This window comes from Streptomyces sp. NPDC093064 (genome assembly GCF_044754605.1).
In the GTDB taxonomy this organism is placed as follows: Bacteria; Actinomycetota; Actinomycetes; order Streptomycetales; family Streptomycetaceae; genus Streptomyces.
Genome location: NZ_JBIVPK010000001.1, coordinates 118772 through 140617 on the forward strand (window position 1 = coordinate 118772; position 21846 = coordinate 140617).

The 21846-nt window shown below is 72.8% G+C and carries 20 protein-coding genes and 1 riboswitch; of the genes, 11 read left to right on the forward strand and 9 right to left on the reverse strand.

Annotation, left to right across the window (positions count from 1 at the left end):
* Window positions 1–2: 2 nt before the first annotated feature.
* The 4 genes from ACIQFZ_RS00510 to ACIQFZ_RS00525 are packed head-to-tail and all read left to right on the forward strand — an operon-like array spanning window position 3 to window position 5569.
* Entirely contained in the window at window positions 3–1532 is a 1530-nt protein-coding gene (locus ACIQFZ_RS00510; RefSeq protein ID WP_402690290.1) for a GMC family oxidoreductase, read from the forward strand.
* Window positions 1532–2668, forward strand: coding sequence for a glycine betaine/L-proline ABC transporter ATP-binding protein (locus ACIQFZ_RS00515; RefSeq protein WP_365425515.1), 1137 nt, complete (start codon window positions 1532–1534; stop codon window positions 2666–2668). Before ACIQFZ_RS00510 ends, ACIQFZ_RS00515 begins: the two co-directional genes overlap by 1 nt.
* Window positions 2668–4611: an ABC transporter permease gene (locus tag ACIQFZ_RS00520; protein WP_402690291.1), complete on the forward strand. Its 1944-nt coding sequence runs from the start codon at window positions 2668–2670 to the stop codon at window positions 4609–4611. The genes ACIQFZ_RS00515 and ACIQFZ_RS00520 overlap by 1 nt, the downstream gene beginning before the upstream one ends.
* Window position 4612: 1 nt before the next feature.
* Window positions 4613–5569: an ABC transporter substrate-binding protein gene (locus ACIQFZ_RS00525; protein ID WP_402690292.1), complete on the forward strand. Its 957-nt coding sequence runs from the start codon at window positions 4613–4615 to the stop codon at window positions 5567–5569.
* A gap of 64 nt (window positions 5570–5633) precedes the next feature.
* On the opposite strand, the gene ACIQFZ_RS00530 is transcribed toward ACIQFZ_RS00525, so the two are convergent.
* Window positions 5634–6167 (reverse strand): carboxymuconolactone decarboxylase family protein, encoded by a 534-nt coding sequence (locus tag ACIQFZ_RS00530; RefSeq protein WP_402690293.1) that lies wholly within the window; start codon window positions 6165–6167, stop codon window positions 5634–5636.
* A 47-nt stretch (window positions 6168–6214) separates the two neighbouring features.
* Between ACIQFZ_RS00530 and ACIQFZ_RS00535 the strand changes: the two genes are divergently transcribed.
* Entirely contained in the window at window positions 6215–7633 is a 1419-nt protein-coding gene (locus ACIQFZ_RS00535) for a PLP-dependent aminotransferase family protein (RefSeq protein ID WP_376654194.1), read from the forward strand.
* A 30-nt stretch (window positions 7634–7663) separates the two neighbouring features.
* Here ACIQFZ_RS00535 and ACIQFZ_RS00540 read toward each other — a convergent pair whose 3' ends face one another.
* Window positions 7664–8518: a hypothetical protein gene (locus tag ACIQFZ_RS00540; protein ID WP_402690447.1), complete on the reverse strand. Its 855-nt coding sequence runs from the start codon at window positions 8516–8518 to the stop codon at window positions 7664–7666.
* Between the two features lie 102 nt (window positions 8519–8620).
* Entirely contained in the window at window positions 8621–9826 is a 1206-nt protein-coding gene (gene rocD / locus ACIQFZ_RS00545; RefSeq protein WP_402690294.1) for an ornithine--oxo-acid transaminase, read from the reverse strand.
* A gap of 114 nt (window positions 9827–9940) precedes the next feature.
* Window positions 9941–10029: riboswitch (ZMP/ZTP riboswitch) on the forward strand.
* A gap of 30 nt (window positions 10030–10059) precedes the next feature.
* Here rocD and ACIQFZ_RS00550 point away from each other — a divergent pair.
* A complete protein-coding gene (locus tag ACIQFZ_RS00550) occupies window positions 10060–11514 on the forward strand; it encodes a glycine hydroxymethyltransferase (RefSeq protein WP_402690295.1) in 1455 nt (484 codons plus the stop codon).
* Between the two features lie 66 nt (window positions 11515–11580).
* Here the strand turns inward: ACIQFZ_RS00550 and ACIQFZ_RS00555 are convergent, their stop codons facing one another.
* From ACIQFZ_RS00555 to ACIQFZ_RS00570, 4 genes are all read right to left on the reverse strand, one after another.
* Window positions 11581–12306, reverse strand: a complete 726-nt coding sequence (locus ACIQFZ_RS00555; protein ID WP_365430376.1) for a hypothetical protein — start codon at window positions 12304–12306, stop codon at window positions 11581–11583.
* Window positions 12307–12358: 52 nt separating this feature from the next.
* On the reverse strand, window positions 12359–13096 hold the full coding sequence (locus ACIQFZ_RS00560) for a hypothetical protein (protein ID WP_383057124.1): 738 nt from the start codon (window positions 13094–13096) through the stop codon (window positions 12359–12361).
* Between the two features lie 293 nt (window positions 13097–13389).
* Window positions 13390–14352 (reverse strand): hypothetical protein, encoded by a 963-nt coding sequence (locus tag ACIQFZ_RS00565; protein WP_402690296.1) that lies wholly within the window; start codon window positions 14350–14352, stop codon window positions 13390–13392.
* A complete protein-coding gene (locus ACIQFZ_RS00570; RefSeq protein WP_383057127.1) occupies window positions 14309–14917 on the reverse strand; it encodes an RNA polymerase sigma factor in 609 nt (202 codons plus the stop codon). The genes ACIQFZ_RS00565 and ACIQFZ_RS00570 overlap by 44 nt, the downstream gene beginning before the upstream one ends.
* 89 nt (window positions 14918–15006) lie before the next feature.
* Here ACIQFZ_RS00570 and trpS point away from each other — a divergent pair, with 89 nt between their 5' ends.
* A complete protein-coding gene (gene trpS, locus ACIQFZ_RS00575; RefSeq protein WP_365421713.1) occupies window positions 15007–16020 on the forward strand; it encodes a tryptophan--tRNA ligase in 1014 nt (337 codons plus the stop codon).
* A 162-nt stretch (window positions 16021–16182) separates the two neighbouring features.
* Window positions 16183–16764, forward strand: coding sequence for a 2'-5' RNA ligase family protein (locus ACIQFZ_RS00580; RefSeq protein ID WP_383057129.1), 582 nt, complete (start codon window positions 16183–16185; stop codon window positions 16762–16764).
* Between the two features lie 80 nt (window positions 16765–16844).
* Here the strand turns inward: ACIQFZ_RS00580 and ACIQFZ_RS00585 are convergent, their stop codons facing one another.
* Window positions 16845–17603 carry a decaprenylphospho-beta-D-erythro-pentofuranosid-2-ulose 2-reductase gene (locus ACIQFZ_RS00585; protein ID WP_383057130.1) on the reverse strand — a complete coding sequence of 253 codons (759 nt, stop codon included), beginning with the start codon at window positions 17601–17603 and terminating at the stop codon, window positions 16845–16847.
* Window positions 17604–17688: 85 nt separating this feature from the next.
* Between ACIQFZ_RS00585 and ACIQFZ_RS00590 the strand changes: the two genes are divergently transcribed.
* Window positions 17689–18648 (forward strand): YihY/virulence factor BrkB family protein, encoded by a 960-nt coding sequence (locus ACIQFZ_RS00590; RefSeq protein WP_365421704.1) that lies wholly within the window; start codon window positions 17689–17691, stop codon window positions 18646–18648.
* Here the strand turns inward: ACIQFZ_RS00590 and ACIQFZ_RS00595 are convergent.
* Entirely contained in the window at window positions 18596–19873 is a 1278-nt protein-coding gene (locus tag ACIQFZ_RS00595; protein WP_402690297.1) for a D-alanyl-D-alanine carboxypeptidase family protein, read from the reverse strand. The genes ACIQFZ_RS00590 and ACIQFZ_RS00595 overlap by 53 nt on opposite strands.
* A 91-nt stretch (window positions 19874–19964) precedes the next feature.
* Here ACIQFZ_RS00595 and ACIQFZ_RS00600 point away from each other — a divergent pair, with 91 nt between their 5' ends.
* Both ACIQFZ_RS00600 and ACIQFZ_RS00605 read left to right on the forward strand, forming a co-directional pair.
* Window positions 19965–20204 carry an SCO4848 family membrane protein gene (locus tag ACIQFZ_RS00600; protein ID WP_225078982.1) on the forward strand — a complete coding sequence of 80 codons (240 nt, stop codon included), beginning with the start codon at window positions 19965–19967 and terminating at the stop codon, window positions 20202–20204.
* A gap of 75 nt (window positions 20205–20279) precedes the next feature.
* Window positions 20280–21755 (forward strand): metallophosphoesterase, encoded by a 1476-nt coding sequence (locus ACIQFZ_RS00605; protein WP_402690298.1) that lies wholly within the window; start codon window positions 20280–20282, stop codon window positions 21753–21755.
* Window positions 21756–21846: the final 91 nt, after the last annotated feature.

Below are 21846 nucleotides of genomic sequence, written 5' to 3' on the forward strand. Positions count from 1 at the left end.
CGATGCCCGACAACACCCACGAGTTCGACTACGTCGTCATAGGCGGCGGCACGGCCGGTTCCGTCATCGCCTCCCGCCTCACCGAGAACCCGGACGTCACCGTCGCCGTCATCGAGGGCGGTCCCAGCGACGTGGGCCGCGAGGACGTGCTGACCCTGCGCCGCTGGATGGGCCTGCTCGGCGGCGAACTGGACTACGACTACCCGACCACCGAGCAGCCGCGCGGCAACTCCCACATCCGGCACAGCCGCGCCCGCGTCCTCGGCGGCTGCTCCTCGCACAACACGCTCATCGCGTTCAAGCCGCTGCCGTCCGACTGGGACGAGTGGGAGGCGGCCGGCGCCAAGGGCTGGGGCGCGGTCCCGATGGAGGCGTACTACGCCCGGCTCAAGAACAACGTCGTGGCCGTCGACGAGAAGGACCGCAACGCCATCGCCCGCGACTTCGTCGACGCCGCGCAGACGGCGCTCGATGTGCCGCGCGTCGAGGGCTTCAACAAGAAGCCGTTCCACGAGGGCGCCGGCTTCTTCGACCTCGCCTACCACCCTGAGGACAACAAGCGCTCCAGCGCGTCCGTGGCGTATCTGCACCCGGTGATGGACGAGCGCGCCAACCTGACGATCCTGCTGGAGAGCTGGGCGCACCGGCTCCAGCTGAACGGCACCCGTGCCGAGGGCGTCCACGTGCGCACCAAGGACGGCGCCGAACTCCTCGTACGGGCCCGCCGCGAGGTCGTGCTCTGCGCGGGCGCCGTCGACTCGCCCCGGCTGCTGCTGCACTCCGGCATCGGCCCGAAGGCGGACCTGGAGAAGCTCGGCATCCCCGTCGTCCACGATCTGCCGGGCGTCGGCGAGAACCTGCTCGACCACCCCGAGTCGGTGATCGTGTGGGAGACCGACGGCCCCATCCCGGAGAACTCCGCGATGGACTCCGACGCCGGCCTGTTCGTGCGCCGCGACCCCGCAAGCGCGGGCCCGGACCTGATGTTCCACTTCTACCAGATCCCGTTCACGGACAACCCGGAGCGCCTGGGCTACGAACGTCCGCCGTACGGCGTGTCGATGACCCCGAACATCCCCAAGCCGAGGAGCAGGGGCCGGCTGTACCTCACCAGTGCCGACCCGTCCGTCAAGCCGGCCCTGGACTTCCGCTACTTCACCGACGAGGACGACTACGACGCCCGCACCCTCGTCGACGGCATCCGCATCGCCCGCCGGATCGCGCAGACCGAACCGCTGGCCGGCTGGCTGAAGCGGGAGGTGTGCCCCGGCCCGGAGATCCTCGGTGACGCGGAGCTGAGCGAGTACGCCCGCAAGGTCGCCCACACCGTCTACCACCCGGCGGGCACCTGCCGGATGGGCGCCGCCGATGACGAACTCGCGGTCGTCGACCCAGAGTTGCGCATCCGCGGGCTGGACGGCATCCGGATCGCGGACGCGTCCGTCTTCCCGGCCATGCCCGCCGTGAACCCCATGATCGGTGTGCTCATGGTCGGGGAGAAGGCCGTCGACCTGCTCGGAGGTGAGCGCTGATGGCTCTCGAGGTCCCCACGCGCAAACCGCCCACCGACGACTCCGAGCCCACCCCCGTCTTCTCGGTGGACGGCCTGTGGAAGGTCTTCGGCCCGCGCGCCGACCGGGTCCCCGCCGACCGGGAGCTCGGCGCGCTCGGCCCCGCCGAACTGCGCGAGCGCACCGGCTGCACGGCCGCGGTCCGCGACGTCTCCTTCGACGTGCGCAAGGGCGAGGTCTTCGTCGTCATGGGCCTGTCCGGCTCCGGCAAGTCCACGCTGGTGCGCTGCCTGACCCGGCTGATCGAGCCCACCGCGGGCACCATCGCCATCGACGGCGAGGACGTGCGCGCCATGGACGGGGCCCGGCTGCGCGCCCTGCGCAGGCACCGTGCCGCGATGGTCTTCCAGCACTTCGGCCTGCTGCCGCACCGCACGGTCCTCGACAACGTGGCCTACGGCCTCCAGATCCAGGGCGTCGCCCGGTCCGAGCGGCGCGAGCGGGCCGCCGAGGTGGTCGCCAAGGTCGGTCTGAAGGGTATGGAGGAGCGCCGCCCGGCCCAGCTCTCCGGCGGTCAGCGCCAGCGGGTCGGCCTGGCCCGCGCCCTCGCCGTGGACCCCGAAGTGCTGCTGTTCGACGAGCCGTTCAGCGCGCTCGACCCGCTCATCCGGCGGGACATGCAGGAAGAGGTCGTCCGCCTGCACCGGGAGGAGGGCCGGACGATGGTCTTCATCACCCACGACCTCCAGGAGGCCCTCCGGCTCGGCGACCGCATCGCCCTGATGCGCGGCGGCAGCATCGTCCAGCTGGGCAGCCCCGAGGAGATCGTGGGCTCCCCGGCCGACGACTACGTCCGCGAGTTCGTCCGGGACGTCCCGCGCGAGCAGGTGCTGACGGTCCGCGGCGCCATGCGCCCGGCCTCCGCCGACGAGGCCGGCAGCGGCCCGGCGGTTCCCCCGGAGGCGACGGTCGCGCAGGCCATCGAGGCGGTGGCCCGAGCGGGAGCACCGGCCCGCGTGGTCGACGAAGGCCGCTGCGTCGGCGTCGTCGACTCGGACGCGCTGCTGTCCGTGGTGGCCGGAACCGACGCCACGGCACCGCTCGGGCGCGGGGAGGCGGTCCCGCGCGACGCCGACGCCACCCCGGAGGCCGTCTGATGACGGCGATCGGCGCACCGGCCCTCCGTGCCGGCCTGCCCGGCGTGCTCAAACGCCCCGCCGGCCACAAGCTCATGGTCCTCGCGGTCCTGGCCGCCGTCCTCGTCCCGCTGGCCCACTCCCGCTGGTCGAGCGGAACCTGGCCGCACGCGCTGACGGTGGACCTGTCCGGGCCGCTCGGCAGCGCCAGCGACTGGATCATCGACAACCGCGACAGCCACCCGCTGTTCCTCTACTTCCTCGGCCACGTCAGCAACGCGGTCGTGATCTCCGTGCGCGCCGTCTACCTCACACTCCTCGCCGCCGGCTGGGCGGGCGTCACGGCCGCCGCCGCCCTCGTGGCATGGCGCGTGGCCGGTGTCCGGCTCGCCCTCGGCACGGCCGCCGCCTTCGTCGCCTGCGGACTGCTCGGCATGTGGGTGCCGACGATGCAGACGCTCGCCCTGATGGTGGTCGCGGTCCTCGCCTCCGTCCTCGTGGGCACCCTGCTCGGTCTGGCCGCGGGCCTGTCCGACCGCATGGACCGGGTCCTGCGCCCGGTCCTGGACACCATGCAGGTGCTCCCGGCGTTCGCGTACCTGCTCCCCGTCGTCCTGGTCTTCGGCATCGGCGTACCCGCCGCGGTCCTCGCCACGGTCGTCTACGCCGCCCCGCCCATGGCCCGGCTGACCGCGCTCGGCCTGCGCGGCGCGGACCCGGAGGTGCTGGAGGCGGTCGACTCCCTCGGCGCCACCGCACGCCAGCGCCTGCTGACCGCCCGGATCCCGCTGGCCCGCAAGGAGCTCCTCCTCGGCGTCAACCAGACGATCATGATGGCGCTGTCCATGGCGGTCATCGCCTCCGTGATCGGTGCCGGCGGCCTCGGCGACCGCGTCTACCAGGCGCTCGCCTCGGTCGACGTGGGCGCGGCCCTCGCGGCCGGCGTCCCCATCGTGCTGCTGGCCGTCGTACTGGACCGGGTGACCGGGGCCGCCGGAGAGCGCCTCGGGCAGGAGCGGCACGGCGTCCGCCCCTGGGCCTACGCCGCCGTGGCCACCGTGGTCGTCGCGCTGACCGCGCGCCTGGCGGGCAGCCCGGACTGGCCCGCGGCCTGGACCGTCGGCATCGCCGAGCCGGTCAACCGCGCCGTCGGCTGGATGACCGCCCACCTGTACTCCGGCGTCCCGTACATCGGCGGCACCGCCGACTGGGCGGGCCACTTCACCACCTGGATCCTGGACCCGGTCCGCTCCGGCCTCCAGTGGCTGCCGTGGTGGTCGGTGCTGCTGATCGTCGCCGCCCTCGCGTGGCTGATCGGCACCTGGCGCACCGCGCTGACCGCCGTCCTCGCCATGGCCGCCATCGGTGTGCTCGGCGTGTGGAAGCCGTCCCTGGACACCCTGTCCCAGGTGCTGGCGGCCGTCGCCGTCACCCTCGTCCTCGGCTTCGCGACCGGCGTCGCCGCCGCCCGCAGCGACCGCTTCGAGAAGCTGCTGCGCCCGGTCCTCGACGTCTTCCAGACGATGCCGCAGTTCGTGTACCTGATTCCGGTGGTCGCGCTGTTCGGCGTGGGCCGCGCCCCGGCTGTCGCCGCGGCCGTCGTCTACGCCCTGCCCGCGGTCGTCCGGATCACCGCGCAGGGCCTGCGCCAGGTCGACCCGGCGGCCCTGGAGTCCGCCCGCTCGCTCGGCGCGACCAGCGGCCAGCAGCTCCGCCAGGTGCAGCTGCCGCTCGCCCGCCCGGCGCTGCTGCTCGCCGTCAACCAGGGCGTGGTGCTCGTCCTCGCCGTCGTCATCATCGGCGGCCTGGTCGGCGGCGGCGCGCTCGGCTACGACGTGGTCTTCGGCCTCGCCCAGGGCGACCTGGCGACCGGCCTGGTCGCCGGCGCGGCGATCGTCTGCCTCGGCCTGATGCTCGACCGGGTGACGCAGCCGACCGGCCGCCGCACCAGGAAGGGAGCCTGACATGGGACGTCGTACGACTCTCACCACCACCGCCGTCGCGGTGCTGGCGCTGACCTGCGGCTGCGGCGCCGCCGACATGACCCGGCAGGCCTCGCCGTTCGCGGGCGCGCGGGGGTCGAAGACCGTGACCCTGTCCGTGCAGTCATGGGTCGGCGCGCAGGCCAACGTGGCCGTCACCCAGTACCTCCTCGAACACGAGCTGGGCTACCGCGTCGACACCGTCCAGGTCGACGAGGTCCCCGCCTGGGACGCGCTCAGCCAGGGCCGCGTCGACGCCATCCTGGAGGACTGGGGCCACCCCGACCAGGAGAAGCGCTACGTCGACGACAAGAAGACCATCGCGCGGGGCGGCGACCTCGGGGTGACCGGGCACATCGGCTGGTTCGTCCCGACGTACCTCGCCAAGCGGTACCCGGACATCACCGACTGGAGGAACCTCGACAAGTACGCCCCGCTCTTCCGCACCGCGGAGAGCGGCGGCAAGGGCCAGCTGCTGGACGGCTCCCCGTCCTACGTCACCAACGACAAGGCGCTGGTGAAGAACCTGAACCTGAACTACCAGGTGGTCTTCGCCGGTTCGGAGGCGGCGCAGATCACCCAGATCAAGCAGTTCGCCAAGGAGAAGAAGGCCTTCCTGACGTACTGGTACGCGCCGCAGTGGCTGTTCGAGAAGGTCCCCATGACGGAGGTGCGCCTGCCGCCGTACAAGGAGGGCTGCGACGCGGACGCGGCCAAGGTCGCCTGCGCCTACCCGCACACGGCGCTGCGGAAGTACCTCAACGCCGACTTCGCCCGGTCCGGCGGCGCGGCGGCCGCCTTCCTGAAGAAGTTCAAGTGGACCACCGAGGACCAGAACGAGGTCTCCTTGATGATCGCCGACCAGAAGCTCACCCCGGCCGAGGCGGCGAAGCAGTGGGTGGACGGCCACCGGTCCACGTGGAAGGCGTGGCTGCCCTGAGGGCGGCCGGGGCCCGCCGGGCCTTCCGGTCCAGGGGCACGGGCGGCCCCTGGACCGGGGGGCGTCACTTGTACTGCCCCGGCGTGTAGTGGCCCGGGACCGCGCGGGCCGTCACACCGAACCGGTTCCAGGCGTTGATCACCGTGATCGAGGCGATCAGGTGGGCCAGCTCGGCCTCCTCGAAGTGCGCGGCGGCCCTCTCGTACACCTCGTCCGGCACGAAGCCGTCGGTGAGGACGGTGACGGCCTCGGTCAGCTCGATCGCCGCGAGCTCCTTCTCCGTGTAGAAGTGCCGCGACTCCTCCCAGGCGCCGAGCTGCACGATCCGCTCCACGCTCTCGCCGGCCGCGAGCGCGTCCTTGGTGTGCATGTCCAGGCAGAACGCGCAGTGGTTCAGCTGCGAGGCGCGGATCTTGACCAGCTCGCGCAGCCGCAGGTCGAGGCCCTGGCCCGCGGCCGCGTCCAGCCGGACCATCGCCTTGTAGACCTCGGGGGCGTGCTTGGCCCACTGCATCCGGGGCTCGTGCTCTGGCGCGTACGCGGGGGCACCCTCGGTGGTGGTGTCCGTGTGTACGCCGGTGTTCGTCGTCGTAGTCATACGCCCGACCCTATGAGCGAAGCAGCCCAGGAGTATGGTCCATTTCCATGACGGAATCATGGGCCACTCTGGGCGTGGACCTGCATCTGGAACCGGCCGGACCCGGCGTGCGCCGCGGCCTCACCGACGCCCTGCGCGAGGCGGTCCGCACCGGACGCCTGGCCTCCGGAACGCGGCTGCCCTCCTCCCGGACTCTCGCCGCCGACCTGGGCATCGCCCGCAACACGGTCGCCGACGCCTACGCCGACCTGGTCGCCGAGGGCTGGCTCACCGCCCGCCAGGGCTCGAGTACGTGCGTGGCCACGGGGGCACCCGCCTCGCCGTTCGGGCCGCCGTCGAGCACGGACGTCCGGCAGACCGGCTCGGCCCGGCATCCCCGCGAACGCCCCCGCCCCGTGCACGACCTCGTCCCCGGCACCCCGGACCTCGCCTCCTTCCCCCGCACCCAGTGGCTCAAGGCCGCCCGCCGCGCCCTGGCCGCCGCCCCCCACCAAGCCCTCGGCTACGGCGACCCGCGCGGCCGGCCCGAACTGCGCACCGCACTCGCCGGCCATCTCGCCCGGGTCCGGGGCGTCCGCACCGACCCCGACCACCTGCTGGTGTGCGCGGGCTTCTCGCACGGACTGCGGATCCTCGGCACGGTGCTGCGGGCCCGCGGCGTCACCACAGTCGCCGTCGAGTCGTACGGCCTCGACGTGCACTGGGACCTCCTGGCTCGCGCGGGCCTGCGCACCCGCCCCCTGCCCTTCGACGAACGCGGCACCGTCACCGGCGAACTGAGCGGCCCCGGAGCGGTCCTGCTCACCCCCGCCCACCAGTTCCCGATGGGCGTGCCCCTGCACCCCGACCGGCGTGCGGCCGTGACGGACTGGGCCCGGCGCACCGGCGGCCTGATCCTGGAGGACGACTACGACGGCGAGTTCCGCTACGACCGCCAGCCCGTCGGCGCGCTCCAGGGACTGGACCCCGGCCGCGTGGTCTACCTGGGCACGGCGAGCAAGTCCCTGGCCCCCGGCCTGCGCCTGGCCTGGATGGCGCTGCCCCCGTCCCTCATGGCGGAGGCCACGGCCGCCAAGGGGCCCTCCGACACCTGCGGGGTGCTGGACCAGCTGACGCTCGCGGAGTTCATCACCTCCGGCGCCTACGACCGCCATGTGCGCTCGGCCCGCCTGCGCTACCGCCGGCGCCGCGACGCCCTGGTCGAGGCCCTCGCCACCCGCGCGCCCGACGTCCGCCCCACCGGCATCGCCGCCGGCCTGCACGCCGTGCTGCGCCTGCCGCCCGGCACCGAACCCGCGGTGGTCCAGGCGGCCGCCTGGCAGGGCCTCGCCCTGCACGGACTGTCCCGCTTCCGCCACGAGCAGGCCGCCGTGGCGCCGCTGGACGCCCTGGTCGTCGGCTATGGCACCCCACCGGACCACGCGTGGGCGGCGGCCCTGGACGCCCTCTGCCGGGTGCTGCCCTGACGGCCCGCCGGGCGGACCGTCGGGCGGTGGTCAACCCTCCTCTGCAGGCACCTTCCCGGTCGTTCTTTCCTCGGCCGGCGCCTCCCCGAACCGCGCCAGCGCCAGGGCGCCCGCCACCGCCACCGCGAAGCCGAGCACCGCGAGCCAGACCAGGCCTTCGCGGGTGCGGTCGCCCAGCCACACCACCCCGATCGCCGCGGGGCCGATCGTCTCGCCGATGACCATGCCCGCGGTGGCCGTGGTGACCGAACCGCGCTGGAGGGCCGAGGTCAGCAGCAGGAAGGCGGCTCCGCCGCCGAGGAGCAGCGCGTAGGCCGCCGGGTTGGTGAACAGCGCCGACACTGCGAGCGAGTCGATCAGCCGCACCGCCACCTCGACCACGCCGAAGCCGAAGCCCGCGCCCAGGCCCAGCAGCAGGGCACGGACGCGTTCGGGCAGGCGGCCGGCGACCGCTCCGAGCAGCAGCACGGCCAGCGCCGCCCCGAGCATCGCCCACCTCAGCGCCGCCGAGCCGTCCTCGCGGCCCTCCGTGCCCGAGGCCAGCCCCAGCATGGCCAGACCGGCACAGACGACGCCCACCGCCGACCACTCCATCGCGCTCAGCCGCACCCGCAGCAGCCGGGAAGCGGTGACCGCCGTCACCGCGAGGCTGGCGGCGAGGGCCGCGCCGACCACATAGATCGGCAGCGAGCGCAGGGCCGCGATCTGGAGCAGGAACCCGAGGCCGTCCAGGCCCAGGCCCGCCAGGTACCGCCACTGCTGCACCGCCCGCAGCAGTAGCGCCGCGTCCCCGCCCCCGCCGGTGTCCGCCGCGGCACGCGCGGCGATGGCCTGAAGCACCGTCGCCATGCCGAAACACACTGCCGCACCGAGCGCACACACCATTCCGAAGAGCACGAAGCGACTCTAGGGGAGCGGTGGATCGGCGCACCGCCCGGTCCGGCCGCTCGCACTGCCCGCTCCGGCCGGACTCCGCGTGCCAACCCGCTATGCGCCGAGCACCGCCCGCAGCTGGGCCAGCCCCCAGTCCAGGTCCTCCTCGCTGATCACCAGCGGCGGGGCGATCCGGATCGTCGAGGGGTGGGTGTCCTTCACCAGGACGCTCCGGTCCATCAGCTTCCGGGCGATCTCCCGCCCGGTCCCCAGCGACCGGTCGACGTCGACGCCCGCCCACAGCCCGCGTCCGCGCACCGCCCGCACCCGGCCCGTGCCGGCCAGCCGCTCCAGCTCGCGGTGCAGATGCCCGCCCAGCTCCGCGGCCCGTGCCTGGAACTCGCCCGAGCGCAGCATCGCGATCACCTCCAGCGCCACCGCACACGCCAGCGGGTTCCCGCCGAACGTCGACCCGTGCTCGCCCGGCCGGAACACGCCGAGCACCTCCCGCGAGGACACCACCGCCGACACCGGCACGATCCCGCCGCCCAGCGCCTTCCCGAGCACGTACACATCCGGCACCACTCCCTCGTGCTCGCACGCGAAGGTACGGCCGGTGCGCCCGAGCCCCGACTGGATCTCGTCGGCGACGAACAGCACGTTGCGCTCCCGTGTCAGCTCCCGCACCGCGGGCAGATAACCGGCCGGCGGCACCAGCACCCCCGCCTCGCCCTGGATCGGCTCGAGCAGCACGGCGACCGTGTTCTCCGTCATCGCCGACCGCATCGCCGTCAGGTCCCCGTACGGCACGATCTCGAAGCCCGGAGTGTACGGCCCGAAGTCCGCCCTGGCCTCCGGGTCGGTGGAGAAGCTGATGATCGTCGTCGTCCGGCCGTGGAAGTTGTTGCCCGCGACCACGATCTTCGCCATCTCCCCGGGCACGCCCTTGACCCGGTAGCCCCACTTCCGGGCCGTCTTCACGGCCGTCTCCACCGCCTCGGCGCCCGTGTTCATCGGCACCACCGACTCCATGCCGCACAGCTCCGCCAGCTGCTCGCAGAACGCCGCGAACCGGTCTTGGTGGAAGGCCCGCGAGGTCAGTGTCACCCGCTCCATCTGCGCCTTGGCCGCCTCGATCAGCCGCCGGTTGCGGTGCCCGAAGTTCAGCGCCGAGTAACCGGCCAGCAGATCGAGGTACCGGCGGCCCTCCACGTCCGTCATCCACGCGCCCTCCGCCGTGGCGATCACCACGGGCAGCGGGTGGTAGATGGGTGCGCTGTGGGCTTCGGCTGCGGCGATGAGGTCTTCCGTGGCGGTCACGGCGGCTCCCGAGGACGAGGGTCGCCTCCCCGGGAAGGGGAGGTTGTCCTCCTTCCTATCCTCGCTCGCATGGCGGACGCGGGAACTGCGCCGTGGGGTGCGCCCGGTAGGCTGACGACGGGCCGTGACTGGCGCGCTGGGATGGGACCGACCATCGGGGAGCGGCCCGAGCGGAAAGTGTGCCGTGCGCCTGGGCCGTAACGTGAACGTCGACGCCACGTCCGGAGGTCCCGATGCCTGAGAACACCGCGCCCCTGTCCAACGAGTCCACCGCCTTCCGTGCCGCCCTCGACGTGATCCGCGCCGTCGAGCCGCGCGTGGCCGACGCCATCGGCCAGGAGGTCGCCGACCAGCGCGAGATGCTCAAGCTGATCGCCTCCGAGAACTACGCCTCCCCGGCCACCCTGCTGGCCATGGGCAACTGGTTCAGCGACAAGTACGCCGAGGGCACCATCGGCCGCCGCTTCTACGCCGGTTGCCGCAACGTCGACACCGTCGAGTCGCTGGCCGCCGAGCACGCCAAGGAACTCTTCGGCGCCCGCCACGCCTACGTCCAGCCGCACTCCGGCATCGACGCCAACCTCGTCGCCTTCTGGGCCGTCCTCGCCCAGCGCGTGGAGGCCCCCGCCCTGGAGAAGGCCGGGGTCCGCCAGGTCAACGACCTCTCCGAGGCGGACTGGGCCGAACTGCGCCAGGCCTTCGGCAACCAGCGCATGCTCGGCATGTCCCTGGACGCCGGCGGACACCTCACCCACGGCTTCCGCCCGAACATCTCCGGAAAGATGTTCGACCAGCACTCCTACGGCACCGACCCGGCCACCGGCCTCCTCGACTACGAGGCCCTGCGCGCCTCCGCCCGCGAGTTCAAGCCGCTGATCATCGTCGCCGGCTACTCCGCCTACCCGCGCCTGGTGAACTTCCGGATCATGCGCGAGATCGCCGACGAGGTCGGCGCCACGCTCATGGTCGACATGGCCCACTTCGCGGGCCTGGTCGCCGGCAAGGTTCTCACCGGCGACTTCGACCCGGTCCCGCACGCCCAGATCGTCACCACCACCACCCACAAGTCCCTGCGCGGCCCGCGCGGCGGCATGGTCCTGTGCGACGACTCCCTCAAGGACCAGGTCGACCGGGGCTGCCCGATGGTCCTCGGCGGCCCCCTCCCGCACGTCATGGCCGCCAAGGCGGTCGCCTTGGCCGAGGCCCGGCAGCCCTCCTTCCAGGACTACGCCCAGCGCATCGTCGACAACTCCCGCGCCCTCGCCGAGGGGCTGACGCGCCGCGGGGCCACCCTCGTCACCGGCGGCACCGACAACCACCTCAACCTGATCGACGTCGCCTCCTCCTACGGCCTCACCGGCCGTCAGGCCGAGGCCGCCCTGCTCGAGTCCGGCATCGTCACCAACCGCAACGCGATCCCGGCCGACCCCAACGGCGCCTGGTACACCTCCGGCATCCGCATCGGCACCCCCGCGCTGACCACCCGTGGTCTGGGTACCGCCGAGATGGACGAGGTCGCCGGCCTGATCGACCGCGTCCTGACGGCCACCGAGGCCGGCACCACCGGCAAGGGCACCCCGTCCAAGGCCCAGCACGTCCTCGACCCGAAGATCGCGGACGAGATCGCCCACCGGGCCACGGACCTGGTGGCGGGCTTCCCCCTCTACCCGGAGATCGACCTCGGCTGACCCGTCCCCGCACGGGACTCACAGGTCACAGGGCTCACAGGGCACTGGACTGACAGGGCACAGGACTCACAGGTCGATCAGCTCCTGCCGTGGTTCCTCCCGCGGCGGTCCGGCACCGCGCCGGGCCGCCGCGCGGCATATCAGCAGCGTGCCGCCGGCCCCGGCGGCCAGCCCGCCGGCCGCCCACCACAAGTGATCACCCCGGCCGTCCGGACTGCCGCCCGGAGCCCCGCCGGACGGCGCATCGTCCGCGTCACCCAGCAGCCCCGTGCGGGCCAGCCGTTCGTACAGGTCCTGCGGCGCCCGGTGCCAGCGGATGTCGTCGTCCTCCACATCCGGGGCCAGGTCCGAGCGCACCCACGGTGCGCCGTCCTCCGCCACGATCAACTGGTCCTGCCGCTCCACGGCCACATCCCCTCCCGGCGGCCTGCTCGTCGCCGGCCACCCACCGACCCCGGTCAACCCCCACATCACGGTCACCCGCACCCCCGGATGCCGCCCCCGCGCCCAGGCGTCCGGCACCGGCTCCGTCCCCGTGTACGCCGGGCGCAGCAACTCCCGGAGCAGGGCGAAGTCGCGATCGCCCAGGTGCAACGCCCGGGTCCGCCCCGAGCCGCCCGCGACGACCAGGGCCACATCGGGCGCACGCGGCTCACCGCCCCCGTCCGAGGCCGCCGCGACCGCCGGCCCCCCGCAGAGCAGCACCCCGCACAGCAGCACCCCCACTCCGGCCACCGCCACCGGCAGCACGGAGATCAGCCACGGCGCCGAGCGCCCGCCGCGCAGTGCCATCCGACCACCCCCTCCGTCCTCCCGCGCACGTCTCTCGTCCTCGGCACGCGCCCTACACGTCACGCAGTTCCTGCCGGGGCCCCGGGTCCCGCTCCCGCCGCAGGCGGTCGAGCGGGAGCCTCGAAGCGAAGGGCCGCAGTACCAGCGCGAGCACCGCCCCGGCCGCCGCTCCCGGTATCGCCCACCACCAGTCGGTGCCGTCGCCACCCGCGGCCGGCACACTCACCCGCACCGTCTGCGTCCCCTCATCCGCGTCGGGTCCGGCGGTGTCCGGTGCGGCCGTCTCCGCCTGCCACGGCGCCGGGAAGATGCCGGTGTACCCCTGGCCCGCGGCCGAGGCCTTGCCCATCACGCCCAGCTTCGCGAGCAGGGCTCGCAGCCGGGCGGGCTGCTCGGCGCGGTGCCAGTAGCCGTTCATGGACTCGGGCACGTTCGCCGCCGTGTGGATCCAGACGGCGCTGTCGCCGGTCACCGGGAAGACCTGGTCGAGTCGCCACGGTGATATGTCGTGCGCCAGCCAGGTCACGTTGATCTGCCGGGCGTGGACCAGGTCGGCCTCGGGCGGCTTGTCGCGGCTGCCCGAGCCCGCCGGGCCCAGGAGCCTCTCCAACTGCCCGTACTCCTTCGCGGAGTAGTACAGCGCGCCGGCCTCCCCGCTCTGCGGCGAGGTCACCAGGACACTGGTCGGACCGCCCGCCGCCGCGGAGGACGCGCCCCACACCATCACGGCGAGCACCATCGTCAACGCGCCCATGAGCGCGGTCAGTTCACGAACCCTCCACCTGCCCATCCGAACCCCCACCGGCCGAATCCGGCGCGGCCCGCCCCGGGCCGCGCATCACTTCTGGTACACCGCCCGGCCCGTCCGGGTTCCCACCCCGCGTCACCAACCTGTCCGATCGGCACACCTGGGCCCTGTCGTCACATTCCCGCCTGCCCCGCGACGCCTGGCACGCACTCTCGCCACACCGGGCGAAAGCCCAAGTACGTCCAGTACGAGGACTTCCGCCCGGCACGCCGAGAGCACGCACCAGACGCCGCGGAGCCGCCCTTCGGGCGACGACGGGAATGTGACGACAGGACCTAGGGCGAAGGCCGCCCGGAAGTCCCGGACTCCAGCACGCCCGACCGGGCGATCCGCGTCGCGCGCGCCTTCGACGCCACTCCCTCCAGCCGGAGCGTCACGGCGTCGTCGCCCCTCCCGTGCATCCACAGCAGCGTCGGACCGGCGGTCCGCTTGCTCCGGGTGAAGCGATGGCCGTCGGCGTCCATCAGCCAGAAGCTGAGCAGGTGCGGCCTTGGGAACCACAGGGCGGTGTCCTGAACGCCATCGGCCGACGGCGTGTCCAACGTGATCCACTCCGGTGGTTCCCGCAGGCTCTTGGCGAAGCTGACGTCCAGCTGCTGCGGGAACTCGTCGAGCCGTATCGTCCGCCCCTGTTCGTGCCAGCACAGGGTCACCAGGAACCGCCCCCGCGGCTCGTCGGTCACCGTCACCGCGTCCGGCACGCCGAGCGCGTCCGGCACCAGGGGCTCGAAACCCGCCTGCCGCCGGGCCTGCTCCAGGGACAGCGACCGGCCGCAGCCGGGCACCTCGGCGCCGGGCGAAGGCACCGCCGACGGGTCGTACCGCACCTCGACGCCGGCGAAGCCGAACCAGTCGAGGACCGCCGCCCGCACCGGGGGAGTGAGCGCGAGGACCGTCAGCAGACCGCACAGGGCCGCCGTCAGGGAACGCCATCGTGTCCGCGTCCAGCGCCGCACCGCCCGCAGCCGCTCACCGGCACCCGCCGGCTCGATCACCGGGACCGGCACCTGATCGGCCAGTATCTGCTGAAGCACCCGCTCCACCATCGACTCGGGTCCCGCCGCCGGACCCGCCGGACCCGCCGGACCCGCCGGACCCGCCGGACCCGCCGGCCCCGCCGCCCCGGGCGCGTCCAGCGACCGCCCGAGCGCCCGCAGCTCCTCCGGCAGCCCGGGGGTTCCCGCCCCCTCCTGCTCACGCACGCTCCTCACCTCCTTCCCGGGACTGGGTCCGGACATCCGGCAGCAGCCGGCCCAGCTTGCGCAGGGCGCGGTTGAGACGGGACTTCACCGTGCCGCGGGGCCAGCCCAGGGCCTGGGCGGTCTCCGACTCGTCCATCTCCAGCAGGTAGCGGTAGGTGACGACCAGGCGGTGCTCCTTGCTCAGCTGTTCCAGCGCGGCCAGCAAGGCGGCGCGGCGCTCCGTGCGTAGCGTCGCCACCGCGGGGTCCGCCGACTCCGGTATCAGCGGCTCGGCCTCCGCGAACGCCGCCTCCCGGTCGGCGAGCGTGCGCCGCCGGGCCGCGGCGCGCACTGTGTTCCTCGTCTCATTGGCCACGATCGACAGCAGCCACGGCTTGAAGGCCGAGCCGTCCCTGAACCGGCCCAGGGCGCAGTACGCCTTGACGAAGGCCTGCTGCACCACGTCCTCCGCGTCCGCCCCCGCCCCGAGCGCGGTGGCCGCCCTGAACGCGATGCCCGTATGGGCCCGCACCAGCTCCGCGTACGCCTCCGGCTCTCCGGCGCGTACGCGTGCGATCACCGCGGCCTCATCGACGATGCGGCCCCCCTCCCGCGTTCTCACACCCTTGTTACACCGCGCGGGACGATTCGGTTCCCACCTGTTTCCAGCCGGTTCCGGATCGGGCCCCCATACCTGAGAGAATGGTGAGCATGGCGACTGACCGACCCCGCGTGCTCTCCGGAATCCAGCCCACCGCCGGATCGTTCCACCTCGGCAACTACCTCGGCGCCGTCCGTCAGTGGGTGGCCCTTCAGGAGAGCCACGACGCGTTCTACATGCTCGCCGACCTGCACGCGATCACGGTCACGCAGGACCCGGCCGAGCTGCGCGCCAACACCCGGGTGGCGGCCGCCCAGCTGCTGGCCGCCGGGCTGGACCCGGACCGCTGCACGCTGTTCGTCCAGAGCCACGTCTCCGAGCACGCCCAGCTCGCCTGGGTCATGAACTGCCTCACCGGCTTCGGCGAGGCCGGCCGCATGACCCAGTTCAAGGACAAGTCCGCCAAGCAGGGCACCGACCGGACCTCCGTCGGCCTGTTCACGTACCCGATCCTCCAGGTCGCCGACATCCTGCTCTACCAGGCCAACGAGGTGCCGGTGGGCGAGGACCAGCGCCAGCACATCGAGCTCACCCGCGACCTCGCCGAGCGCTTCAACGGCCGCTTCGGCCACACCTTCACCGTCCCGGGCGCGTACATCCTCAAGGAGACGGCGAAGATCTTCGACCTCCAGGACCCGACGATCAAGATGAGCAAGTCGGCGTCCACGCCGAAGGGCCTGGTCAACCTGCTGGACGATCCGAAGGCCACCGCCAAGAAGGTCAAGAGCGCGGTCACGGACACCGACACCGTCGTCCGCTACGACCCGGAGACCAAGGCGGGCGTCAGCAACCTCCTGACGATCTATTCGACGCTGACCGGGGCGGGCATCGGCGAACTGGAGGAGAAGTACGCCGGCAAGGGCTACGGTGCGCTCAAGACGGACCTCGCCGAGGTCATGGTCGAGTTCGTGACGCCGTTCCGGGAGCGGACCCAGCAGTACCTGGACGACCCGGAGACCCTGGACTCGATCCTGGCCAAGGGCGCGGAGAAGGCGCGCACGGTCGCCGCGGAGACCCTCTCCCAGGCATACGACCGGGTGGGTTTCCTGCCCGCCAAGCACTGAGGCGCACCACCGCACACGCGTACCGCCGGGCAGAGCGCTGTACATCACTGTGGCTGCGCCTGCCCACAACGGTGCCGTGGTCGTACAGTCATAGCCGGACGGCGGTGACGAAACGGCTGAGAACGAAACAGAAAACCCATCCGGCACGACGAAGGAGACGACGTGGGGACCGTAACGATCGGCGTGTCGATCGCGGTCCCGGAGCCCCACGGCAGCCTGCTCCAGCAGCGGCGCGCGGGCTTCGGCGACGCCGCGGCTCACGGCATCCCCACGCACGTCACCCTGCTGCCGCCGACGGAGGTCGACTCCGCGGAGCTGCCGGCCGTCGAAGCCCATCTGACGGAGGTGGCCGCGGCCGGGCGCCCCTTCACCATGCGGCTGTCCGGCACGGACACCTTCCGGCCGCTGTCCCCGGTGGTCTACGTACGGGTCGTCGAGGGCGCCGAGGCGTGCGCGTGGCTGCAGAAGCAGGTCCGTGACGCCTCCGGGCCCGTGGCGCGCGAACTCCAGTTCCCCTACCACCCGCATGTGACGGTGGCGCACGGCATTGACGACGCGGCGATGGATCGCGCCTACGAAGAGCTCGCCGGGTACGAGGCCGAGTGGCCGTGCACCGGGTTCGCCCTGCACGAGCAGGGCGCCGACGGGGTGTGGCGCAAACTGCGGGAGTTCGGTTTCGGCGGCAGTACGGTGGTGCCCCCGCAGGCGGCCCCCGTGGACCGCGGCACGCTGCCCGCCCGGTAGGCGCGCCGCTCCCCGGTAGGCATGCCGCCCGGTAGGGACGGGCTCGCCCCGGCGGCGAACAGGCGGTGCCGAAGCGGCGGCTACAGCGGCAGCCGCCGGAAGACCGCGCGCGGCAGATGCCGCAGCACGGACGTCACCACCCGGAGCACACCAGGCACCCACACCATCTCCGAGCGTCTGCGCAGGCCGAGTTCGACGGCGGTGGCGACCTGCTCCGGGGTGACGGTGAAGGGTTCGGCCTCGCGGCCGGCGGTCGCCCTGGAGCGTACGAACCCGGGGCGTACGACCATGACGTGCACCCCGGTGCCGTACAGCGCGTCGCCCAGGCCCTGGGTGAAGGTGTCCAGACCGGCCTTGCTCGAGCCGTAGATGAAGTCCGCGCGGCGGGCGCGTTCGCCGGCGGCCGAGGAGAGCACCACCAGCGAGCCGTGCCCCTGGTTCTGCAGCGCCTGCCCGGCCACCAGCCCCGCGGAAACCGCCCCCGTGTAGTTGGTCTGCGCGACCCGGACCGCGTTCAGCGGCGCCCGTTCGTCGTACGCCTGGTCGCCGAGGACGCCGAAGGCCAGCAGCACCATGTCGATACGGCCCTCGGCGAAGACCTTGCCGAGGACGGTCTCGTGGGACGCGCAGTCGAGCGCGTCGAAGGGGGCGGTGCGCACCTCCGCGCCCAGGCCGCGCAGGTGCGCGGCGGCCTCCTCCAGGGCCGGTGACGGGCGGCCCGCCAGCCACACGGTGCGGGTGCGGCGCGCGATCAGGCGGCGCACGGTGGCCAGGGCGATCTCGGATGTGCCGCCGAGCACGAGCAGGGACCGGGGGAGACGACCGGAGGCATCCTTCACGGCAGACGACTGTATCGTCCGGTTATGCGTGTTTTGACGCAGAAACGCGGTGTTCACGTGGCCGCCGAGCGGGCACAGTCCGATCATGGACTGGCTGAAGAAGCTTCCCGTCGTCGGGCCGTGGGTGGCCCGCCTGATGACCACGCACGCGTGGCGGTCGTACGAGCGTCTGGACCGGGTCAAGTGGTCGCGACTGGCCGCCGCCATGACGTTCATCAGCTTCGTCGCGCTGTTCCCGCTGCTGACGGTGGCCGCCGCGATCGGCGCCGCCACGCTCAGTCCGCAGCGGCAGCACACGCTCCAGGACAAGATCGCCCAGCAGTTCCCGGGCCTGGGTCGGCAGTTGGACATCAGCGCCCTGGTGCAGAACGCCGGGACGGTCGGGCTCATCGCCGGTGCCGTCCTGCTGCTGACCGGCGTCAACTGGGTCGGCCAGATGCGGGACTGTCTGCGCGCGGTCTGGGAACTGCCCGACCCGGAGGAAAACCCGCTGATGAGCAAGGTGAAGGACGCGGGTGTCCTGATCGGCCTCGGCGGCGCGCTGCTGGTCACGCTCGCCGTGTCCACCGTCGCCTCGGCCGCCGTCGGCTATCTCTCCCGGCATATCGGGCTCGCCGAACAGGGCTGGGGCAGCCTCCTGTTGCGGATCATCGCGTTCGCGGTCGCCGTACTGGCCGACTTCCTTGTGCTGCTGTACGTCCTCACCCTGCTGCCCGGCGTCGAGCCGCCACGCCACCGGCTGCTGGTCGCCGCGCTGCTCGGCGCGGTCGGCTTCGAACTGCTGAAGCTGCTGCTGAGCGGCTACATCCAGGGGGTGGCGACGAAGAGCATGTACGGCGCCTTCGGGGTCCCCGTCGCCCTGCTGCTGTGGATCAACTTCACGTCCAGGCTGGTCCTGTACTGCGCCGCCTGGACGGCGACGCAGAGCGGTACGGGCGAGGGGGGCGGTGCGCCCGGCGAGGGCGGGGGCGACGACGGCCGGGCCGTCGATCTCAGGGGCGGGTCCGGCGGCGCATCAGGTCCGGCAGCGGCCAGCGGCGGTTGACCAGGAAGACGCCGGCCGCGAGCAGCACCAGCGCGCCACCGGCGACCCCGAGGGCGATCCCCACTCCGGTGGAGCCGTTCCTGACGGGCGCGCTCGCCTCGGCCGCGGGGGACGAGCCGCCGTCGGCCCGGCCCGCGGAGGGCTTGGCGCCCGGCCGGCTCTTCGCCTCGGCGGCGCTCCTGGGCGGCACCAGTTCGCCCACCGGGCGCGCCTTGTCCAGGGCGGCGAAGCCCCAGTCGAAGAGCTTGGCGGTCTCCTTGTAGACCTCGTTGTGGTCCTGCTTCTCCGGGTTCATCACGGTCACGAGCAGCACCCTGCCGTCGCGCTCGGCGACTCCGGTGAAGGTGGCTCCCGCGTGGGTGGTGTTGCCGTTCTTCACGCCCGCGATGCCCTGGTAGACCGAGACGTCGTAGTCGCCGCTCAGCAGCCGGTTGGTGTTCTGGATCTCGAAGGAGCCGCGGGAGGTCTTGCCCTTCTTGTCCTTCTTCGTCTCGCCCGGGAACGACGCCCGCACGGTCGAGCAGTACTCGCGGAAGTCCTTCTTCTGCATCCCCGAGCGGGCGAACAGGGTGAGGTCGTACGCCGACGAGACCTGGCCCTTGGCGTCGTATCCGTCCGGGCTCATCACGCTCGTGTCGAGCGCCTGGAGCTCCTGCGCGTGCGCGTTCATGTCGTCCACGGTCGGTTTTATGCCGCCGTTCATCGCGGACAGCACGTGCACGGCGTCGTTGCCGGAGCGCAGGAAGACGCCCAGCCACAGGTCGTGGACCGTGTAGGTCTCCTTCTCCTTGATGCCGACCAGGCTGGACCCGGCGCCCACATCGGCCAGATCGGCCGGGGTCACCTTGTGCGTCTGCGTCCGGGGGAACTTCGGCAGCACGGTGTCGGCGAAGAGCATCTTCAGCGTGCTGGCCGGAGGCAGCCGCCAGTGCGCGTTGTGCGCGGCGAGCACCGCGCCGGACTCGGCGTCGGCCACGATCCAGGAGCGCGCGGAGAGGTCCTTGGGCAGCACGGGCGCGCCGTCGCCCAGGTCGACCTGTGTGCCAGGTAGTCCCAGGCGGGCGCCGCCCACGGTGGACATCCCGGCCGGGGGCGCGGCCGACGGGACCGGTGCTGCGAGAGCGGCGGGTGCGGTCAGCGGAATGGACAACACAGACAACGCAGACAACACGGTGGCAGAAGCGACCATCGGCGATCGACTGATGATCTTATTGGGTGCGGGCACGGTCGGAAACGTACAGGGCGCGGGCAGTGACGTCCCTCCCGGCCTCCCACCCCGGACGCGGAGCCGGGCCCCGGACAGCGATACTGAACGTATGAAGCTCAGCCGCCCCGTCTCCTGGTTCCTGCTCGCCTTCGGGGTGTGGAGCTGGGTCATCTGGGTCACTTTCGTCAAGAATCTCGTCAAGGACGGCAGCGGTCTCGCGTTCGACCACGGGCAACCGACGGCGTACTTCTGGGTGCACCTGGCGCTCGCCGTCGTCTCCTTCGTATTGGGGACGGTCATCGGCGTCATCGGGTTGCGCGGACTGCGCGCACTGCGCCGGACGTCATAGCGTTCCGGACAGCTCCACGAGGCCTTTGGCAGGGGCAGAGGCCGGCACAGGCAACAGGCGGAAGGAACAGACGGCATGGTGGTCGTCTTCGTGCTCGTGGCGCTGCTCGTGGTCACCGGGGTGGTGGCGGCCAACTGGTACCTGTGGCGCCGCCTGTTCCGCGACACCACTCGCGGTCCCGGTCCGGTGCGGCGCGCGGGCGCGGTCCTGATCGCGGGCGGCTGGCTCCTGGCCGTCGGGGCCCTCGTCGCCGAACGCGCCGGGGCCCCCTTCTGGCTCCAGCGCACCCTGGCCTGGCCCGGCTTCCTCTGGCTCGCCCTGGCGCTGTACCTGTTGCTGGCCACCCTGGCGACCGAACCCCTCCGCCCGGTCCTGCGCCGTCTCCTGCCCGCCCGCGCTCCGGAGTCCGCCCCCGATCCGGACGGCCCGCTGCCCGCCGCGCAGGCGCCCGCCCACGAGGCGCGGACCGCTGACGAGCCGGGGTCCGCCCACGAGCCACCCTCCGTCCACGAGTCACCTTCCGCCGCCGAGCCGTCGCCCGCCGCCGAGCCGGTGCTCGGCCGCATGCCGCTCCCCGCCGTCGGGGCGCAGTCCGGTTCCGGTCGTCTGGCGGTGGGCGAGGCGAAGACGGCGGCCGCCGGTCCCGACGACGGCGATGAGGCCCCACCGGCCCCCGGCCGTCCGGTCCCGCCCGCGCACGCCGCGTCGCCGTCCCCGCGCGACCTCCCCAGCCGGCGGCTGTTCGTGTCGCGGGTGGTCGCCGGAGGCACCGCCGCCGTCGCTCTGGGGACCGTCGGCCACGGGACCTACGGGGTGCTGCGCGGGCCGCGGGTGAAGCGGGTCACCGTGCCGCTGGCGAAACTGCCGCGGGCGGCGCACGGGTTCCGGATCGCCGTCGTCAGCGACGTCCACCTCGGTCCCGTCCTCGGACGCGGCTTCGCGCAGAAGGTCGTCGACACGGTCAACGCGACCCAGCCGGACCTCATCGCCGTCGTCGGGGACCTGGTGGACGGCAGCGTGAAGGACCTCGGGCCCGCGGCGGCACCGCTGGCCGGGCTCCGGGCTCGGCACGGGGCGTACTTCGTCACGGGCAACCACGAGTACTTCTCCGGTGCCGAGCAGTGGGTGGAGGAGGTGCGGCGCCTCGGCCTGCACCCCCTGGAGAACGCGCGCACCGAGCTGCCCGCCTTCGACCTGGCCGGCGTCAACGACGTACGGGGCGAGAGTGAGGGGCAGGGCCCCGACTTCGAGCGGGCGCTCGGCGACCGCGACACGGCACGCGCGTGCGTGCTGCTCGCCCACCAGCCGGTGCAGATCCACGAGGCCGTCCGGCACGGTGTGGACCTCCAGCTCTCCGGCCACACCCACGGCGGCCAGCTCTGGCCCGGCAGCCTCCTCGCGGCCGCCGCCAACCCGACCGTCGCGGGCCTGGAGCGCTACGGCGACACCCAGTTGTACGTCAGCCGCGGCGCGGGCGCGTGGGGCCCGCCGACACGGGTCGGCGCCCCCTCCGACATCACCGTCGTCCAGCTCGCCTCGAAGCAGGCCTAGAGTCCCGGAACCACCCCCGAAGCGCTCGAACAACAAGTCTTCGTAACTTCTTCGCATTCTCCCCAGACCCGGCTTCCCCTTGGCGAAAAGC